At 65.1% G+C, this 19,029-nt stretch carries 18 protein-coding genes and 1 pseudogene; 5 read left to right on the top strand and 14 right to left on the bottom strand.

From position 1 onward, the window contains the following. Positions 1–39: 39 nt before the first annotated feature. Positions 40–777, bottom strand: coding sequence for a cell division protein SepIVA (gene sepIVA, locus M5I08_RS05585; protein ID WP_219067174.1), 738 nt, complete (start codon positions 775–777; stop codon positions 40–42). A gap of 313 nt (positions 778–1,090) precedes the next feature. On the opposite strand from sepIVA, the gene M5I08_RS05580 reads away from it, so the two are divergent. Beyond that, positions 1,091–2,224, top strand: a complete 1,134-nt coding sequence (locus tag M5I08_RS05580) for a permease (protein ID WP_249763300.1) — start codon at positions 1,091–1,093, stop codon at positions 2,222–2,224. Between the two features lie 73 nt (positions 2,225–2,297). Next, positions 2,298–3,218, top strand: coding sequence for a formyltetrahydrofolate deformylase (gene purU / locus M5I08_RS05575; protein ID WP_219067176.1), 921 nt, complete (start codon positions 2,298–2,300; stop codon positions 3,216–3,218). Positions 3,219–3,238: 20 nt separating this feature from the next. Here the strand turns inward: purU and M5I08_RS05570 are convergent, their stop codons facing one another. The 5 genes and pseudogenes from M5I08_RS05570 to M5I08_RS05550 form a co-directional block, all read right to left on the bottom strand. Beyond that, positions 3,239–3,457, bottom strand: coding sequence for a thiamine pyrophosphate-dependent enzyme (locus tag M5I08_RS05570; RefSeq protein ID WP_249763470.1), 219 nt, complete (start codon positions 3,455–3,457; stop codon positions 3,239–3,241). 16 nt (positions 3,458–3,473) lie between these two features. Then, positions 3,474–3,767 (bottom strand): annotated as a pseudogene (locus tag M5I08_RS26130) (thiamine pyrophosphate-dependent enzyme); the annotation flags it as partial. A 542-nt stretch (positions 3,768–4,309) separates the two neighbouring features. Beyond that, the gene (locus M5I08_RS26125) at positions 4,310–4,705 is read right to left on the bottom strand and encodes a thiamine pyrophosphate-binding protein (protein ID WP_256469590.1); all 396 of its coding nucleotides are present in this window, start codon (positions 4,703–4,705) and stop codon (positions 4,310–4,312) included. Between the two features lie 32 nt (positions 4,706–4,737). After that, complete coding sequence (locus M5I08_RS05555; RefSeq protein WP_219067177.1) at positions 4,738–5,691, bottom strand: amidohydrolase family protein; 954 nt, start codon at positions 5,689–5,691, stop codon at positions 4,738–4,740. 72 nt (positions 5,692–5,763) lie between these two features. Further along, the gene (locus M5I08_RS05550; protein WP_219067178.1) at positions 5,764–6,240 is read right to left on the bottom strand and encodes a MarR family winged helix-turn-helix transcriptional regulator; all 477 of its coding nucleotides are present in this window, start codon (positions 6,238–6,240) and stop codon (positions 5,764–5,766) included. Between the two features lie 191 nt (positions 6,241–6,431). On the opposite strand from M5I08_RS05550, the gene M5I08_RS05545 reads away from it, so the two are divergent. Then, entirely contained in the window at positions 6,432–7,139 is a 708-nt protein-coding gene (locus tag M5I08_RS05545; protein WP_249763146.1) for a hypothetical protein, read from the top strand. A gap of 51 nt (positions 7,140–7,190) precedes the next feature. On the opposite strand, the gene coaD is transcribed toward M5I08_RS05545, so the two are convergent. The 6 genes from coaD to M5I08_RS05515 all read right to left on the bottom strand — a co-directional run bounded on the left by coaD (position 7,191) and on the right by M5I08_RS05515 (position 14,359). Further along, entirely contained in the window at positions 7,191–7,685 is a 495-nt protein-coding gene (gene coaD, locus M5I08_RS05540) for a pantetheine-phosphate adenylyltransferase (protein WP_219067179.1), read from the bottom strand. 100 nt (positions 7,686–7,785) lie between these two features. Further along, positions 7,786–8,340 (bottom strand): 16S rRNA (guanine(966)-N(2))-methyltransferase RsmD, encoded by a 555-nt coding sequence (rsmD, locus tag M5I08_RS05535; RefSeq protein WP_219067220.1) that lies wholly within the window; start codon positions 8,338–8,340, stop codon positions 7,786–7,788. Continuing rightward, complete coding sequence (locus tag M5I08_RS05530; protein WP_219067180.1) at positions 8,337–11,729, bottom strand: pyruvate carboxylase; 3,393 nt, start codon at positions 11,727–11,729, stop codon at positions 8,337–8,339. Before M5I08_RS05530 ends, rsmD begins: the two co-directional genes overlap by 4 nt. A 22-nt stretch (positions 11,730–11,751) precedes the next feature. Further along, positions 11,752–12,399, bottom strand: coding sequence for a vitamin K epoxide reductase family protein (locus tag M5I08_RS05525; protein ID WP_219067181.1), 648 nt, complete (start codon positions 12,397–12,399; stop codon positions 11,752–11,754). Beyond that, complete coding sequence (locus tag M5I08_RS05520) at positions 12,396–13,154, bottom strand: DsbA family protein (protein ID WP_219067182.1); 759 nt, start codon at positions 13,152–13,154, stop codon at positions 12,396–12,398. The genes M5I08_RS05525 and M5I08_RS05520 overlap by 4 nt, the downstream gene beginning before the upstream one ends. An 89-nt stretch (positions 13,155–13,243) precedes the next feature. Next, the gene (locus tag M5I08_RS05515; RefSeq protein WP_219067183.1) at positions 13,244–14,359 is read right to left on the bottom strand and encodes an alpha/beta hydrolase; all 1,116 of its coding nucleotides are present in this window, start codon (positions 14,357–14,359) and stop codon (positions 13,244–13,246) included. Positions 14,360–14,369: 10 nt separating this feature from the next. On the opposite strand from M5I08_RS05515, the gene M5I08_RS05510 reads away from it, so the two are divergent. Together M5I08_RS05510 and M5I08_RS05505 are read left to right on the top strand one after the other, a co-directional pair. Continuing rightward, entirely contained in the window at positions 14,370–15,212 is an 843-nt protein-coding gene (locus tag M5I08_RS05510; RefSeq protein ID WP_370328617.1) for an aldo/keto reductase, read from the top strand. A gap of 6 nt (positions 15,213–15,218) precedes the next feature. Beyond that, positions 15,219–16,064, top strand: a complete 846-nt coding sequence (locus M5I08_RS05505) for an aldo/keto reductase (protein WP_219067221.1) — start codon at positions 15,219–15,221, stop codon at positions 16,062–16,064. Positions 16,065–16,096: 32 nt separating this feature from the next. Here M5I08_RS05505 and M5I08_RS05500 read toward each other — a convergent pair whose 3' ends face one another. Further along, positions 16,097–16,810, bottom strand: a complete 714-nt coding sequence (locus tag M5I08_RS05500; protein ID WP_219067185.1) for an HNH endonuclease family protein — start codon at positions 16,808–16,810, stop codon at positions 16,097–16,099. Beyond that, complete coding sequence (recG, locus tag M5I08_RS05495; protein WP_219067186.1) at positions 16,807–19,029, bottom strand: ATP-dependent DNA helicase RecG; 2,223 nt, start codon at positions 19,027–19,029, stop codon at positions 16,807–16,809. The genes M5I08_RS05500 and recG overlap by 4 nt, the downstream gene beginning before the upstream one ends.

Below are 19,029 nucleotides of genomic sequence, written 5' to 3'. Positions count from 1 at the left end.
GGCGGCGCTGCCCCTCCTGGTGCCAGCCGGCAGCAACGGCTACCGCTGCGCGTAGTCGTGCACGCCTGCCGCCGTCCGTAGCTGATGACGGCCGCGGTTCACCGAGCGCAGCGTGCTATTGAGGTGTTCCTCGAACTCGGCCAGCTTGCCGTCGACGTAGATGTCGCATTCACCGCGCAGCCGGTCGGCTTCGGCGTGTGCCGCGTCGATGAGCCGAGTGGCCTCGGCTTTGGCCGATTCCAGGACCTCGGTCGCCGAGACCAGGCGTTGCTGTTCTTTGATGCCTTCTTGCACGGCCTTTTCGTAGGAGATGTTGCCGTTTTCGATAAGCCGGTCGCACTCGGACTTGGCCCGGCCAGTGGTGGCTTCGTACTCGCGTTTCGCGGCTGCCGCGATACGGACCGATTCCTCCCGCGCCTCGGAAACCATCCGTTCGCTGTGCTGGCGCGCCTCGCCCACCATCCGGTCGGCCTGCGCCTTGGCCTCGGCCACCATCCGGTCGGCCTCGCTACGGGCGTGGTTGAGCAATGACTCCGACTCGGTATTCGCCGAGGACATGACGGAATCGGCGTGGGCCTTGGCCTCGTGCAACAGCGAGTCTCGGGCGTCGAGCACGTCCTGGGCGTCATCCAGCTCGCCCGGGATCGCGTCCTTGATGTCGTCGATCAACTCGAGCACGTCGCCGCGGGGGACCACGCAGCCCGCGGTCATCGGCACACCACGAGCTTCTTCGACAATGGCGCCCAGCTCGTCGAGCGCCTCAAAAACTCGGTACACGGCAACACCCCTCCGGCATCGTTGTTGTTACTAGTGTGCCTGGTGTTGCGCTTGTGATTGGGTTGCCGGCGCGGTGTGTCGGCCATTAAGCGGGCGGACCTGCGCCACTTACCTGCACACTTGGCGCCATTATGTCGGGTCGGGCGAATTCACGGCAATCATGGACGGGCGCATGAACGTGATCTTCCGATTGACGCTATACCCCCTTGGGGTATATTGACGGAGCCAAGGCGGACGGACGGCCGAATTGGAGGGTCTGGTGGTAACCGAAGCGGTGCGAGCGGTCGGGCATGCGTTGGTGCTCGCTGGGTCGATGACATGGGAGATCTTGTGGGCGTTGATTCTGGGTTTCGCGCTGTCGGCTGTGGTGCAGGCGGTCGTGCGCCGATCGACCATCGTGGCTCTGCTAGGTGACGATCGTCCGCGCACCCTGGCCGTCGCGGCGGGGCTGGGCGCCGCGTCCTCGTCGTGCTCGTATGCGGCGGTGGCCTTGGCCCGGTCGTTGTTCCGCAAGGGCGCCAATTTCACCGCGGCCATGGCCTTCGAATTCGGTTCGACCAATCTGGTGGTGGAGTTGGGCATCATCCTGGCTGTGCTGATGGGCTGGCAGTTCACTGCGGCGGAGTTCGTCGGGGGCCCACTGATGATCGTGGTGCTGGCGGTGCTGTTCCGGCTTTTTGTGCGCTCGCGACTCATTGACGTCGCCCGCCGGCAGGCTGATCGAGGGCTGGCCGGCTCGATGGAAGGCCATGCCGCCATGGACATGTCGGTTCAAGGCGAGGGTTCGTTTTGGCGACGGTTGTTTTCCCGGGAGGGCTTCACCTCGGTCGCACATGTGTTTGTCATGGAGTGGACCGCGATCCTTCGCGACCTGATCCTCGGGCTGTTGATCGCGGGTACCATTGCGGCCTGGGCGCCCGAATCGTTCTGGCGGCACTTCTTTTTTACTGATCATCCAGTTTTGTCGGCGATCTGGGGACCGATCGTCGGCCCCATCGTGGCGATCGCCTCGTTCGTCTGCTCGATCGGCAATGTGCCGTTGGCCGCGGTGCTGTGGAACGGCGGCATCAGTTTCGGCGGCGTCGTCGCGTTTCTCTTCGCCGACCTGTTGATCATTCCTGTTCTGAACATTTACCGGAAGTACTACGGCACCACGATGATGCTGAGGTTGCTCGGCACGTTTTATGCCGCGATGATCACAGCCGGTTACCTTGTCGAATTGATCTTCGGCGCAACAAATCTGATTCCTTCGCAGCGGCGCGCAACGGTGATGCGCGCTGGCATCTCATGGAACTACACGACTTGGCTCAACATCGTCTTCCTGGTTATCGCGACGCTGCTGGTGATCCGTTTCGTTGCTAGCAACGGCGTCCCGATGCTGCGCATGATGGGCGGTTCCCCCGACGCCCGCGATGAATGTCACGATCACAATCACGGGCACCGCTAAAGCGGGGCTATCCTGGCCCGCGGGGCGGCAAATCGCCGTCATCGTCACGTTGAGACTTACTGGTGAAGGGGCCATGACAACGCCCTCCGCGCAGCCGCAGCCCGATAGCTACCTGCCACCACCCGGCGGGCCACGCCCGCCGGCCGATATCGGCCGGCTGCTGCTTCGCTGCCACGACCGGCCGGGCCTGATCGCCGCGGTCAGCAACTTCCTCGCCCGGGCCGGCGCCAACATCATTTCCCTGGATCAGCATTCCACCGCACCTGAGGGCGGAACGTTTCTGCAGCGCGCGATCTTTCATCTGCCCGGGCTAACAGCGGCGATCGACGGGCTGGAACGCGAGTTCGCGGCCACCGTGGCCGACAAATTCGATATCGATTATCGCTTCACCGAGGCTGCTAAGCCGAAGCGCGTCGCGATTATGGCTTCCAAGGAAGATCACTGCTTGCTAGATCTGTTGTGGCGCAATCGTCGCGGTGAACTTCCCATATCAATAGCCATGGTGATAGCCAACCATCCCCACCTAGCCGAGCACGTACGGCCCTTCGCTGTGCCTTTCGTACATATCTCCGCTACCCGCGACACTCGCGCCGAAGCCGAACAGCGTCAGCTTCAATTACTAGCCGGCAACGTCGATTTGGTGGTGCTGGCGCGCTATATGCAGGTAGTCACTCCCGAGTTTCTCGACGCAGTCGGCTGTCCGCTGATCAACATTCATCACTCGTTCCTTCCCGCCTTCACCGGCGCAGCGCCCTATAAGCGGGCGCGGGAACGCGGCGTCAAACTGGTTGGCGCAACGGCCCATTACGTCACCGAGGTGCTCGACGAAGGGCCCATCATCGAGCAAGACGTCGTGCGCGTCAACCACACCCACACCATTGACGACCTCGTGCGCGTCGGCGCCGACGTCGAGCGGGCGGTGCTTTCCCGCGCCGTGCTCTGGCACTGCCAAGACCGCGTCATCGTGCACGACAACCAGACCGTCGTTTTCTAGGCGCTGCGCGCGGAACGTCGTCACGGTCGCGGCAGGCGAACGTCGACAACCGCGCAACGACCTTGCTCGACCTCGGCAAGCGCCCATCGGATGGCGTTGTCCATACCTTCCGGCGTATGCACAATCTGCCCAGCACCTCCGCATGCCGTCGCCAGCGCGGCGTAATCGGTGTCGGGGCTGAGTTGGGTCTCGGGAAAGTCGCTGCCCTGCATGGAAAATCCGTTGGGATACAAGTCCATTACCGGGAGCTTGGTTGTTCAAAACGACCGTCACGAATGGGGCGCCGTAGCGATGGGCGGACCACAGCGCAGCCGTCGGCACACCGAAGTTGAACGAGCCGTCGCCGCATACTGCTACGACCGGCGCCTCCGGCCGGGCCAGTTTGACTCCGAGGGCGCCTCCGAGCGCCCAGCCCAGTGCCGGTGCGCCGGTGTCGAAGAGGCGTCCGGGTTGTCGAGGCACCTGTCGGCCGACAGCCGGCCGGTTGGTCACCGCCTCCTGGACGAGCACGGCGTCCTCGGGCAGCGCGCGGCCCAGCGCGGCCAGCATGGCGTCGGGTGCATCGCCCGGCCGGTCGGATGTGGCCTTGCGGCTAGCCTCGTGACGCAGTTGGGTGATCTCTGCTTCGACCTCCCGTCGGCGCGCGGTCCACTTCTGTTGCCGCTCACCGGTGGACAGCCGCAGTAACGTTTGCTCCAGTAGCGGCAACGCTACGCGGGTATCGGCGGTCAGCGCGACCTCGACCGGGTAGGACCACAGCGGCATGCTCGCCTTCACCGGATCGATGTCGATTTGCACCACGCGCGCATCGTCGGGCGGTGCCAATTGCGCCGGCACCCAAGGGACTTCGGAATCCAGCAGCAGTACCGCATTTGCCCGATCACCCTGATCAATCACGGGCGCACCCAGCAACTCAGCGATCCGCGCCAGCACGAGCACGCTGGCCGGGTCGGCGGCTGTCCGCGACGTGATGATGACGACCCGGGCTGCGGCGACCAGTATCGCCGCAAGCCGATCCAGCGCAACCGGATCCGGCCCGGGCGGCACAGCCGGATTCAGTCGCCGCGGCAATGCACCGGCGCCGGGCTCCATCAGGGCTTCTCGCGGCAGCATGACGTAGGCGGGGCCAGTCGGGCTGGACTGCGCGACCTGGAAAGCGCGACGCACGATGAGGGGCAGCTCGCGGCCCCGAGGCACTTCCATATGCCATTTCCCGTATGCCCGCATGACGGCCTGCTGGTCAAGTTGCTCTTGCTGCCACTGATCATGTGGTGACCGATGGCCGCCGCCAGCGCGACGCTTTCGTGCAGACACAGCACCGCCTGCGGCGTGGGATTGCCGGTCGCACGCGCCGCCGCCAACGCCTCCTGCAACGGAGCCGAATCGGTGCCGGGGTTGATGAAGAAGTGCGAAACCCCCTCGTCGGCCAGCAGCGCAATCAGGTTGGCTGCGGCTTCGGGTACATCAGTTGGATCCGCTGTGGGCATGGCTGCCGGCCTCCTGCGGTGATCGCCGTCGCTCAGATCTTGAGGATGCGTTCGGCGTTGCCGTGCGCGATCTTTGCGCGGTCGGTTGGGCTCAGCGTTGTCCGCTCGAACCCGTCGACGGCCTCCCGGGAGGACTCGTAAGGATAGTCGACGGAAAACATGATGGCATCGGCCCCGACTTCCAGCACGGCACCGGCAAGGGCCGCCGGGGAGAAGACACCGCTGGTGGTGAAGACGATGTTGGTACCCAGGTAGGCCGACGGCGGTCGCTGCAGTCGATAGTCGGGATTCGTGGTCGCGTAGCGAGAATCCAAGCGGCTTCGTTGGTACGGCAAAAACTCACCCATGTGACCGAGAATCAGCGTCGCCGACGGATGCCGGTCAAACACGCCGCTGCACAAGATCCGCAGCGCGTGCCCAGCGACTTCGGCGGCCCAACTCCACATTGCCCCATAGAGTTCGGGATGACCGCTGAGCACCTGCCACCGATCTGCCGGTGGAGCCCCCGGATGCAAATACAGCGGAACGCCCAAGGACCCCAACGCTTCCCACAGCGGCTCGTACATCGGCTCGTCGAGGTAGTGACCGCCTAGACGATCATTGACCAGCGCGCCGCAGAATCCAAACTCGGCGACACAGCGATTCAGTTCGGCGACCGCCGCATTCGGGTCCTGTAGCGGAAGTGCGGCAAAGCCGCGGAACCGAGTCGGGTGCTCATGCACCACTTCGGCCAAGTAGTCGTTGGCGCGTCGGCCGTTGTTCCGTGCGGTGTCGGCGTCGACGTCGACCTGCAAACCAGGAACGGTGAGCGACAACACTTGGATGTCGATGCCGGTTGCGTCCATCTCCGGTAGTCGGTACTCGGTGAAGTCGGGCAGCTTGCGCAGCCATTGCTCGGCGTAAGGCGTTGCCCGCACCGACAATTGAGGCATGGGATCGGCGATCCCGGGAACCGAGAACGCCTCCTCCAACGCAATGTATTTCACCTGCGCTCTCCTTTTCTTGCCGACCAGGACTTCAACCCATCAGGTACCCACTCCGACGCTCAGTATGCGACGTTACTTCTGTCTTACGGGGCTGCGCCTGGGAGACGCACTCGTCGCCGCGTCTTCGGCGGGCCGGTCGCCCGCCCGATACAGCAATCGTTTGAGCTGGCGTCGTTCAGCCGGGCTCAGGTGCGCCAATATCTTGTCCTCGGCAGTCCGGACGGCCGCTTCCGCCCGCTTGAGCAGCGTCTTGCCCTTGCGGGTGAGCTGAGCGGGCAATGCACGGCCCGACGGTGCCGTTTCCGGACGGGTTACCGCGCCCATGCTTTCCAGCTCGTGCAAAACCAGGTTCATCGCTTGGGCCGTGACGTGCGTGTGGCGGGCAAGGTCGGCGCTGGTGCGGCCAGGATACGTCTCGAGAATGCGCAAGCAGATGAACTCCGGCAGCCCGAGCCCGAGCGGTCGCAACGCCGTTGCCGCCTCGGGTCGCAATCGCGCCATCAGCCGACGGAGCAGAAAACCCAGCGTTTGATCCTCGATGTCGCTCATCTCACACATGCTGACATGGATCGCCTGCCCCGCGGCCCCAATCGGCCGGCGCGCCCCGATAAAATCTCGACCCGCCGATCGGGCTTTATATCAAGCTCATTGAAATGTATCGGTATCCCGCGTATCAAGGAGCTAGGTATGCAAGTGGCGCCCGGATTGGCCGGTCGCCGTTGATGACAAGGAGAACAAGAGTGTTCGGTGATGGATATTCTGGTGGACCCGGCTGGGGCGAGCCCGGCTTCGGTGGACCCGGCTGGGGCGGACCTGGTTCCGGTGGACCCGGCTGGGGCGGCGGTCAGGGCTGGGGCGATCACGGCTGCGGTGGCGGCCACGGCTGGGGCGGCGGCCACGGCTGGGGCGGCGGCCACGGCTGCGGCGGCGGCCACGGCTGGGGCGGCGGCCACGGCTGGGGCGGCGGTCAGGGCTTTGGCGGTCAGGGCTTTGCTCGACGCGGCAAGCGGGTGGTCATGGGCACCGCCGCATTGCTGCTCGAGGGCCCAGCGAACGCAGAGCAGATCGTGGCGCGTGTCGCTGACGCGACGGGCGGTGCTATGACGCCTCCGCAGCAGCTCGTCGAGTTCGCGATTGCCCGGTTGGCTTTCCGCGGCTTTGTCACGGTCGACAACGGGGTAGCTACCTTGACCGAGCGGGGAACAAGCCTGCTGGCATGGAAGGGCGTCAGCAGTGAGGGCACCCACGCGATGCTTGCCCAGATCGCGAAGTTCGCTGACTACATGAAGATCCGGTGGGGACTTGTCGAGCTGGCCGGACTCGCGCGGACCATCATGTGGAGGGGCACAGATGAGCAGAAGCAGGCATTGGTCGAGGCGCGTAGCAAGGTCTTGACCGCGATCAACGAGGCGAAGCAGTCGCTGCACAGCGCACTCGCCGAGAGCTGACCACATAACCGGCAGCGCGGCCGTGACCTCCGCACGGTCGCGCTGGCGGCGTCAGCTACGGGGGGGCCCGGCCTCGCGCAATTTTTCGGCGAGCCGACGATTCACCGGCTCGGGCAACAGCTCGGAGACGTTGCCGCCGAGCATCGCGACCTCCTTGGCCAGCGACGACGAGACGAACGAATACCGAGGCGTGGTTGCCACGAAGAAGGTGTCGACGCCGGCGACGTGTTTGTTCATTTGCGCCATCTGCAGCTCGTATTCGAAGTCGGTGCCGGTGCGCAGCCCCTTCACGATGGCCGTCATTCCGCGTGCAGTGGCGAAGTCGACCACCAGACCTTCGCCGGCCTCTACCCGCAGATTTGGCAGATGCGTGGTCGACTCCTCGATCATCGCGATCCGCTCGTCGAGGTCGAACATGCCTTTCTTGGCGGGGTTCGCCAAGACCGCCACCACCACTTCGTCGAACTGGGCCGCGGCCCGTTCGAAGACATCGATGTGGCCCAATGTCACCGGGTCGAACGATCCTGGGCAGACTGCGCCGCTCATGACCCGCGCCGTCTGCAGAACAAGGTGGAGCGATGAGGTGGGGGTACCTCCCGCTTGCGGGGGCGAGCGGCGCTCACGACGAAAAACGGTACACGGCCGTTCACGAGCATTCGGCCAGCTCCAGACGGGTGTCGCCGTAAACCCGCTGCGGCCAGGAGTGCCAACCGGCCGGCCAGCTCAGCGCATGGCTGGTGGCGGCGCGCTCCACAACGGCGAGCGTTCCTTCCCGCGTCCAGCCGCGGCTAGTCAGAACGGCCAAAACGGAGTGAATCTCGGCGGCCTCGACGTCGTAGGGCGGGTCGGCCACGATCAGGTCGACCGGCGCCGCGGCCCCGGCGGCCAGCACGGCGCCCACCAGACCGCGACGCAGCGTCGCACCGGGCAGGCCAAGGGTCGCGATGTTGCGCGCAAGCACCGCCGCCGCGCGGTGGTCTGACTCCACAAACAGCGCCGACGCGGCACCGCGCGACAGCGCCTCTAGTCCCAGCGCACCTGACCCGGCGTAAAGATCCAGGACGGACATACCGTTGAGATCCCGCCGGGCGGCCACGATGTTGAACAACGATTCCCGGGCCCGATCGGTGGTCGGCCGCGTTCCCCGCGGCGGCACCGCGATGCGCCGCCCCCCGGCGACGCCGCCGATGATGCGCGTCAGCTCAGCACCACCAGCAGGTCCCCGCCCTCTACCTGGGCGGTAGCGGACACCGCCACCCGTTCCACCGTGGCGTCGGCGGGCGCGGTGATCGGCGCCTCCATTTTCATCGCTTCGATGGTGGCGATGGTCTGGCCGGCGGTCACTTGGTCGCCGACGGAGACGCCGACGGTGACCACTCCGGCGAAGGGCGCCGCGACGTCGTTGGGATTGGCCCGGTCGGCCTTCTCCGCGGTGGGCATCTTGCTGGCGATACTGCGGTCGCGTATCTCGACTGGTCGCAGCTGGCCGTTGATTATGCACATCACCGTGCGCATGCCGCGTTCGTCGGGCTCCGAGATGGCTTCCAAGCCGATCAGCAGCTCCACGCCGGGTTCCAGTTGCACCCGGTGTTCTTCGCCTTGCCGCAAGCCATAGAAGAACTGGTTGGCAGACAGCTGCGACGTGTCGCCGTAGGTGTCCCGATGCGCCTCGAATTCCTTTGTCGGGCCGGGGAATAGCAGTCGGTTCAGCGTGGCCTGGCGTTTCGCTCCCAGGAGTGCCAATGTGGCCTCGTCGTCGGGCGTCAGTTGCTCGACGGGCCTGGCCGGACCGCGACCGGCCAGCGCCTTGGTGCGCAGCGGCTCCGGCCACCCGCCCGCGGGGTTGCCCAGCTCGCCCCGCAGAAACCCCAGCACTGATTCCGGGATGTCGAATCGCCCTGGATCTGAAGCGAATTCGTCGGCGCTCACGCCGGCGCCGACCAATGCGAGCGCCAAATCGCCTATCACCTTCGACGAGGGTGTGACTTTGATCAGCCTGCCCAGCACCCGATCGGCGCCGGCGTAAGCCTCTTCCACCTCCTCGAACCGGTCCCCCAAACCCAGCGCTATGGCCTGCTGACGCAAATTCGACAGTTGCCCACCTGGAATCTCATGGCGATACACCCGTCCCGTTGGTCCGGGTAACCCAGATTCGAAGGGCGCATACACCTTTCGCAGCGCCTCCCAATACGGCTCCAACGCACAGACCGCGGACAGCGACAAACCGGTGTCGCGCTCGGTGTGCGCGGCGGCGGCGACGATCGAACTCAGCGCGGGCTGGCTGGTGGTTCCCGCCATCGGCGCGGCGGCGCCGTCGACGGCGTCGGCGCCCGCATGCCAGGCCGCCACATAGCTGGCCAGCTGCCCGCCGGGGGTGTCGTGGGTGTGGAAGTGCACCGGCAAGTCGAAGCGGCTGCGCAGCGCACTGACCAGTTTCCGCGCGGCCTGTGGCCGCAGCAGTCCGGCCATGTCCTTGATGGCCAACACATGCGCGCCGGCATCCACGATCTGCTCGGCCAATTTCAGGTAGTAATCGAGCGTGTAGAGCTGCTCACCCGGGTCGGACAGGTCGCCGGTGTAGCACATCGCGACTTCGGCTATCGCAGCGCCTGTTTCACGGACGGCGTCGATCGCCGGGCGCATCGACTCGAGATTGTTCAGAGCGTCGAAAATTCGGAAGATGTCGATACCGGTGGCGCTCGCCTCCTCCACGAACGCCGACGTGACCAACTCCGGATACGGGGCGTAGCCAACCGTGTTGCGGCCGCGCAGCAGCATCTGCAGACAGACGTTGGGCATCGCTTCACGCAGCGTGGCCAGCCGCTCCCACGGGTCCTCCTTGAGGAAGCGCAGCGCGACGTCGTACGTCGCACCTCCCCAGCACTCCACCGAAAGCAGTTGCGGCATGGTGCGTGCCAGGTAGGGGGCGACCATCATAAGGCCGCTGGTACGCACCCGGGTGGCCAGCAGCGACTGGTGGGCGTCGCGGAACGTGGTGTCGGTGACCCCTACCGCCGGCGACTCTCGCAGCCAGCGCGCGAACCCCGCCGGCCCCAACTCGGCCAGCCGGTGCTTTGAGCCCGGCGGTGGCGCGGCCTCCAGATCGGCCGGATCTATAAAGGGCAGCTTGTCGCGCGGATACACCGTCGACGCTCGTGGGCCGTGTGGTTTGTTGACGGTCACGTCAGCCAGGTAGTTGAGGATCTTGGTGCCGCGGTCGGCCGATGATCGCGCGGTGAGCAGTTGCGGGCGCTCGTCGATGAACGAGGTGGTGATGCGGCCGGCCTGGAAGTCCGGGTCGTCCAGGACCGCTTGCAGGAAGGGGATATTCGTCGACACGCCACGGATGCGGAACTCCGCGATCGCCCGGCGGGCGCGGTTCACCGCCGTGTGGAAGTCGCGGCCCCGGCAGGTCAGCTTGACCAGCATGGAATCAAAATGCGCGCTGATCTCCGCGCCCAGATTCGTACCGCCGTCCAACCGGATGCCCGCCCCGCCCGGACTGCGGTAGGCGCTGATCCGGCCGGTGTCGGGCCGGAACCCGTTGGCCGGGTCTTCGGTGGTGATGCGGCACTGCAGCGCCGCACCGTGCGGCCGGATCGTCTCCTGCCGCAGCCCCAAATCGTCGAGCGTCTCACCGGAGGCAATGCGAAGCTGACTGGACACCAGGTCGACGTCGGTGATCTCCTCGGTCACGGTGTGCTCGACCTGAATCCGCGGATTCATCTCGATGAAGACGTGCTGCCCACGCTCGTCGAGCAGGAATTCCACCGTGCCCGCACAACTGTACCCGATGTGACGTGCGAAATCCACTGCGTCGGAACAGATTTTTACCCGCAACTCCTCCGGGAGGTTGGGAGCTGGCGCCAACTCGACGACTTTCTGGTGGCGTCGCTGCACACTGCAGTCCCGCTCGTAGAGATGGATCACGTTGCCGTGTGTGTCGGCAAGGATCTGAACTTCGATGTGGCGCGGGTTGATTACCGCATGCTCCAGGTAGACCGTCGAATCCCCGAACGCCGACTCGGCTTCTCGGCTCGCGGCTTCAATGGCCTCGGGCAGTGCGGCGGGATCGCTGACACGCCGCATTCCGCGACCTCCGCCTCCGGCAACCGCCTTGACGAAGAGCGGGAATTCCATGTTCGCGGCGGCGGACACCAGCTCATCGACCGACGCCGACGGTGCCGACGAGGCCAGTACGGCAAGACCGGCCTCGCGCGCGGTCGCGATCGCACGGGACTTATTGCCCGTCAGCTCAAGCACTTCAGCGCTTGGTCCGACGAACGTGATACCCACCTCCGCGCAGGCGGCCGCCAGCTCGGGGTTCTCCGACAAGAAACCGTATCCGGGGTACACCGCGTCGGCGCCGGAACGTCTTGCCGTGTCGACGATTTCGTCGATCGACAAATAGGCGCGCACCGGGTGGCCGATCTCGCCGACCTGATAGGACTCGTCAGCTTTGAGGCGATGTATCGAATTTCGGTCTTCGTAGGGATAGACGGCGACAGTGCCGACGCCGAGCTCGTAAGCCGCTCGAAACGCGCGGATCGCGATCTCGCCGCGATTGGCCACCAACACTTTCGAGATCACGCGCGCACCCTACCTTGGCTGTCTATAGAAGCGCCGACCAGTAGTCCCAGAATCGGGCCAGGATCAGCAGGAAGACCGCGGTGAACCAGAGCGCGGCAATCGACCAACGCCAACGGTAAAGCTCACGCATCACTGCGTTGTCAGGGCCTTCACCAGCCGGTCGGAAGGCAACCGTGCTGACCACCACCGACAACGAAATGGTGGCTGCCCACACCACCATGCAGTACGGGCACAATGCCCCGATCCGGTAAAGACTTTGGAAGATCAGCCAGTGCACGAACCCTGCACCGGCCAGGCTTCCGGCGGCTATTCCAACCCAATACCACCGGGGCAGCGGTACTTCCGCGATAGCTAAGACGCCGGTAACCGTGACGACGGTGAACGCGGCGATACCGACGAGCGAGTTGGGGAAATCCAGCACCGAGGCTTGTGGCGTTGTCATCACTGAACCGCACGACACAATCGGGTTGACGTTGCACGACGGCACGTAGGACGCGTTGAGCAGAAGTTTGATCTTCTCCACGGTCAGGGTGGTCGACGCGATCAGCCCGGTTACCCCGGCGATCAGCACCCACCATGCACTGGCCGGCGATACCCGCACGGCATGCCGGGCCGGCGAAGCCGAATCTTGCGCCGGCTCGCCAGCTTGCGCCGACACGTCGAGGGTCACGACGCCGCTGGGGTGGCCGAGTCGAGGCCGGGGACATCCCCGACAATCTCTTTGATCTTGGCCACCAGCGCCTCCGGGGTCGACCACTGGTAGTCCTGGCCGTTGATTCGGACGGTCGGTGTGGCGTGAATGCCGGTGGCCGCGGCCAATCCGTCGACCATCGGGATGTACTTGCCGGCCTTGATGCAGTCCGGGACCTTGCCCGCCACGCCGGCCTCACGGGCCAGCTCGATCAGTTTCGCATTGTCGGGGAAGGTGGTGCCGGTCTCCGACGGCTGTATTTGCTTGGTGTACAAGGCGGTGTGAAAACGCCGGAAGGCGTCGATCGACTCATCGGCGACGCAATAGGCCGCATTGGCGGCTCGTGACGAGTAGTCGTCGTTCTGTGGCCTGCTGAGGAACCCGAGCATGTAGTAGTCGGCGGCGATGGCGCCGCTGTCGATCAGCTTGGACACCGTCGGTCCGAACGTGCGCTCGAAGTTCCCGCAGGCCGGGCAGAGGAAGTCCTCGTAGAACGCCACGTCCGCCTTGGGTTTCCCGTCTTGGGTGATCAACTTGCTCGACGCCACCCGCACCGACCGCTCAGCACCGGAAGTCTTCTTGTTATGCGACGTCACAATGTAGCCGACCAGCACGACGGCGAACAGCATCACGATCGCGGTCAGCCCGATCCTGACCAGCAGGTCGCGTCTGCGCCCGGCGGGGTTCAGGTCGTAGGTGGCCGGACGTTTTCCTTTGGCGGCTTTGGCGGCCATGGGCTCGCTCACCCTCCGTCGAGTCGGTTGGTCCGGCCGTTGCGCGGTCGGCGATAGCGTCTAAGCGTACCGGCGTCGGTAACTTCAGATCAGACGCGGCTGAGGTGCGCCCGCAACGCCGAAATCAGTTCGGTGGTGGCGACGGCACTGCCGCCGCCGAGCGGGAACAGGCGGGCAAAGCCATGGGTCAGCGACCTTTCCGAGCGCAAGTCGACGGGTGTCCCGGCAACACGCAGCGCCGCCGCGTACTGGTCGCCCTCGTCACGCAGTGGGTCAAAGCCTGCGGTCGCGATCAGCGTGGGCGGCAGCCCGGCCAGCGTGTCGGCCAGCAGCGGCGATATCCGCGGATCGGTCGGCTCGACGCCCGAACCGCCCAGGTATTGAACCTCGAACCAGTCCATATCGGCCTTGGTGAGCACGAAACCGTCGGCGAACAGGCTCAACGACCTGGTCTTAGCGGTGAAGTCGGTCCGCGGGTAGAGCAGCCACTGCAATACCGGCCTAGGGCCCTGGGGATCGTCGTCGTCGCGCGCCAGCTGGGATACCACCGCGGCCAGGTTGCCGCCGGCGCTGTCGCCGCCGACGGCGACCTTGCCAGGAATCGCACCGAGGGCGGCGGCGTGTTCATGCGCCCATCGAAACGCCGCGTAGGCGTCGTCGACGGCGGCCGGCGCCGAGTGCTCCGGGGCCAGCCGGTAATCGATCGACAGCACGTGGACGCCGGCGTCGCGGCAGGTCAGCCGGCACAGGGCGTCATGGGTGTCCAAGTCCCCGATGGTCCAGCCACCGCCGTGGTAGAAGACCAGCAACGGCGCCGGCTCGGTGGTCGACGGGCGATAGTGCCGAGCTGCGATCTGCCCGGCCGGTCCTGGTATCGACAGGTCACTGACGCTGACGTGCACCTGCGGGCCGGCGAATCCAAGGGACATTTCGCGCAGCTGCGCCCGCGAGGCGGCGACGTCATCATCCTGCACCACACCATTCATGCCGAACGCCTTCATCCCCGACAGCGCCAGCTGCAACGTGGGATCCAGGGTGTTGCCGTCGATCGTCACCGAGCGGCCCCCAGCCAGCAACCGGACGGCGCCGGTCGGCACCCAGGGAATCGCCTTCATGCCGATACTCTGCAGCCGACCCGCCCAGCTTCTGGATGCCCTTAGCGCTTTGACCTGCAGGTCCGGTGTCCCTGGCAGACTTCGTGTCATGGCTAGCCCCTTGAGTCCCGTAGTCACGCTGAACGACGGCAATTGCATCCCGGCCGTCGGGTTCGGCGTTTTCAAGATCCCGCCCGAGGACACCGAACAGGCGGTGGGCGCCGCGCTGCGCGCCGGTTACCGCCATATCGACACCGCGGCGATGTACGGCAACGAACGCGAAACTGGCCGCGCGGTCGCCGAGTCCGGTGTGCCCAGAGACGAACTCTACTTGGTTACCAAACTGTGGAACGCCGACCATGGCTACGACAGCACGCTAGCGGCATTCGACGCCAGCATGGATCGGCTGGGCAGGGATTTTCTCCAGGATTACCTGGACTTGTACCTGGTGCACTGGCCCATGCCTGCGCGCAACAAATTTGTCGACACCTTCAAGGCGTTCGCGCATTTGCGTGACCAGGGCCGGATCCGGTCCATCGGGGTCAGTAATTTCGAACCCGAGCACCTCAGTGTCCTCATCGATGCCCTCGGGATCGTTCCGGCCGTCAACCAGGTCGAGTTGCATCCGCGGCTGCCGCAAACGGAGTTACGACAGGTGCATGCCCGGCTGAGCATCGCGACCGAGGCGTGGGGGCCGCTCGGGCAAGGATCGTTGCTGACTCACCCGACGATTACCGGGATCGCCGAAGCCTGTGACCGGACACCCGCTCAAGTTTTGATTAGGTGGCATATTCAGTTGGGTAATATCGTGATCCCCAAGTCGGTGAACCCTAAGCGGATTGCGAGCAACTTTGACGTGTTCGATTTCGAACTCAGCAGCAAGGACCTGGCGTCAATCTCTTCGCTCGACGATGGCAACCGGCTCGGTCCTGATCCACGAACTTTCGACTTCACAGGTAGGTGAATGACCTTGACGGGCAAGTCGGGCCCTGCGACTCCCAACGTAACGCTCAATGACGAGAACACGATGCCGGCGATTGGCCTTGGCGTTGCCGAATTGTCCGACGCCGAAACCGAGGGCGCGGTCTCGGCGGCGCTGGAAATCGGTTATCGGCTGATCGATACCGCCGCGGTGTATGCCAACGAAGCCGCGGTAGGCCGGGCTATCGCGGCGTCGGGGATCCCCCGTGCCGAGCTGTTCATCACCACCAAGCTGGCCAATGCCGACCAGGGCTTTGCCTCCTCGCAGAACGCCTGCAAAGCCAGCCTGGAGCGACTCGGCCTGGACTACCTCGACCTATACCTAATCCACTGGCCGGCACCACAATTGGGCAAATACGTGGATAGCTTCGGCGGTATGATCCAGTCACGCGGCGACGGCTATGTGCGCTCGATCGGCGTGTGTAACTTCACCGAGGAGCACCTGTCGACGGTCATCGATCTGACCTTCGTCACTCCCGCGGTCAACCAGATCGAGCTGCACCCGCTGCTCAACCAGGCCGAGTTGCGCGCCGCCAACGCCGCCCACCATGTCGTCACCGAGGCTTACAGTCCGCTGGCGGTCGGCAGGTTGCTGGACCACCCAACCGTGACGTCGATCGCCGCCGAATACAGCCGCACCACCGCGCAAGTGCTGATCCGGTGGAGTCTGCAGCTGGGCAATGTGGTGATTCCGCGATCGGCAAACCCCGAGCGCATCGCAAGCAACATCGATGTCTTTGATTTCGAGTTGGCCGACGAGCACATGGACGCGCTGGGCGGGCTCAACGACGGCACCCGAGTGCGCGAGGATCCGCTGACCTACACCGGAATCTAGCTAAGCGAGCTAGCCCCTGGCGCGCAGAAAACTTATCCGGCCGGGCAGGTGGCCGTGGCGTGGCGCAGTACATCGGCCGAAGCCTGGTCGATCGCAAGCGCATAACCGCGCGACACCGCGATGTATTGCATCGCGTATTGGCACCAAAACGCATTGTTGGGGGGCATCCACAGCGCCGGCTGAGAGTCGCTTTTGTCCTCGTTTGCCTTACCCGACACCGCCAGCAGGTTGGCCGGATCGTTGGCGAAGCGCACCCGCTCGGATTCCGGCCAGTCGTAGGCGCCCATGTCCCACGCCAGCGCCAACGGCACGATGTGGTCGATTTGTACCGACGCCCCGATGCCGGCGCCGCGATGAAAGTTGATGGTGGCGTTGGTATAAGGGTCGTGCAGGGTGCCGGTTTCGACGGCGTCGGGGCAGCGTTTGATGAACACGTACGTCTTGTCGACCAGGTCGCGGCCGAGAATGTCGTCGCGAGTGTCGCATCCGTTGCGCCCGCCGGGTGCATCGTTGTCGTCGGTCCAGGCGTCGCCATAGGCCGCACGACGATAGTCGTAGCGGTGAATTCTGCTCGGCACCAAGGTGGTTCCGCTCAGCGCATCGACGCCAGGTGGCACGGTCGGAACGTCTGCCCGCGCCGCGAACTCCCGGGCACGCTCCCCCGCTGACGTCGCCGCCACCTGATAGGCGACCAGCACCGCGAGCGCGGCGGTCGCCGACAGCCACAGCAGAGTCTTCCGGGTCATGACTTGTCCAGGTAGGCGATGCGTTCCGTGCCGGTGAACGGTGCCGCCAGCAGCGCCAATCCCGGATTGGCCGCGTCGTCGTCGTAAACCTGCTCACAGAACTCCCGGGCCGCTTCGATGACGTGCTGGTGGTCGATGAGCGACAGCAGTTGCAACGTGATCGCACGCCCGGACTGGCTGCGGCCCAGCACATCTCCTTCCCGGCGCTCTTTGAGATCCAGGTCGGCCAAGGCGAACCCGTCAAGGGTGGCGGCGACGGCCTTCAATCGCTGGCCTGCCCGCGAACCAGGCGCCACCCAACTCGCCAGCAAACACAGGCTCGCGTGCGCGCCCCGGCCAATGCGGCCACGTAACTGATGCAACTGGCTGATTCCGAACCGGTCGGCGTCCATCACCAGCATCACGGTCGCGTTCGGAACGTCGACGCCGACCTCGATGACGGTGGTGCACACCAGCACATCGATGTCGCCGGCGCGAAACGCCGTCATCGCGGCGTCCTTCTCCTCGGCGGACAGCCGGCCGTGCATGAGTCCCAGCCGCAGACCGGAGAGTTCGTTACGGCGGAGCCGGGCGTATAGCTCTTCGGCTGTGGCCGAAGGCCTGCCGTCTTGCTCGGTCTGGCCGCGGTTATCGGTCTCGTCGATTCGTGGCGCCACTACGTAAGCCTGGTGCCCCCACGCAACCTCCTCGATGATCCGCCGCCAGGCCCGGTCCAGCCATTTCGGCTTGTCCTTGACGAAGACGGTGGCCGTGGTGATCGGCTGCCGGCCACGGGGCAGCTCACGCAGCGTAGACGTCTCCAAGTCGCCGTACACGGTGAGAGCCACGGTCCGCGGTATCGGCGTCGCGGTCATCACCAGCAGATGCGGTGTGATGTCGGCAGGAGCCTTGGCCCGCAACTGGTCTCGCTGCTCAACACCGAACCGGTGCTGCTCGTCGACGACTACCATGCCCAGCCGGTGGAACTCGACCGCGTCTTGCAGCAGCGCGTGGGTGCCGACGACGATGCCGGCCTGACCGCTGGTGATCTCCGCCCGAACTTGGTTTTTCTGAGCCGCTGACATCGAGCCGGTCAGCAGCGCCACCCGGGTGGCGTTGTCGGCGCCACCGAGCTGGCCGGCCGTCGCCAGCGGTCCCAGCACGTCGTTTATCGACTTAAGATGTTGTCCGGCAAGCACTTCCGTCGGAGCCAGCAGCGCGCACTGGTAGCCGGCGTCGACCATCGCCAGCATCGCCAGCACCGCGACAATCGTCTTGCCCGAACCCACCTCGCCTTGCAGCAAACGGTTCATCGGGCGGGTGGAGCTGATTTCGGCAGAAAGCACCTTCAGCACCTCATGCTGGCCGGCGGTCAGCTCGAATGGCAACCGCTGCAGGAGTTCTTGCTGCAGCCCATCCTGGCGCGGTGGCGCTGCCGGTCCGGACTGGGCCAGTTCGCCGTGGCGTCGGCTGACCAGCGCCCACTGCAGCCCGACGGCCTCGTCGAAGGTCAGCCGTTCTCGTGCCCGCCGCCGTTCGGCGCTGTCTTCGGCCAGGTGGATAGCACGCAGCGCCTGGTCTTCAGAGATCAGATTGTGCTTGGCGCACAGCTCTTTTGGCAGCGGGTCGGCCACCGGGTCGAGCACTTCGAGCACCTGGCGAACACAGTTGAAGATGTCCCAGCTCTGCAGTTTGGTACTCGCCGGATAGATGGGGTAGAAGCGACGTTCGAACGCCTCCTGCAACACCTCGCCATTGACCGCGCGCGAGGCGTCGGCGATATTACGCAGCGAGCGGCTGCCGTGGTCCTTGCCGTCGGGCGAGTCCAGAACAAGGAAGTCGGGGTGGGTGAGTTGCATGGCGCCCCGGAAATATCCGACCTCCCCGGACAGCATGACCCGGGTTCCTCTGGCGAGTCTGTCCTCGATCCATTTCTTAGCGTGAAAGAACGTGGCCGTTACCGTGGTTCGTCCCGAGCCGATGGTGATGACCAGATACTTCTCGCCCGGGCGTTTCGGCATCGGCTTTGATACCGCCGCGGTGATTTTGTCGACAAGCGTGACGTGCTCGCCTTCGGTCGGGCGCTCGTCGCCGACGCCGCGCACGCCGGCGCCCTCGACATAGGTGCGGGGGTAGTGGCGGAGCAGGTCGTCGACGGTGCGGATACCGAACACCTCGTCGAGCGGGTTGGCGGCTTTGGCGCCAAGCAGGTAATCCAGCCGCTCACTGAGCGCGACCAC

The organism is Candidatus Mycobacterium methanotrophicum, assembly GCF_023515995.1.
Lineage (GTDB): Bacteria > Actinomycetota > Actinomycetes > Mycobacteriales > Mycobacteriaceae > Mycobacterium > Mycobacterium methanotrophicum.
This window is presented reverse-complemented; position numbering and strand designations above follow the sequence as displayed.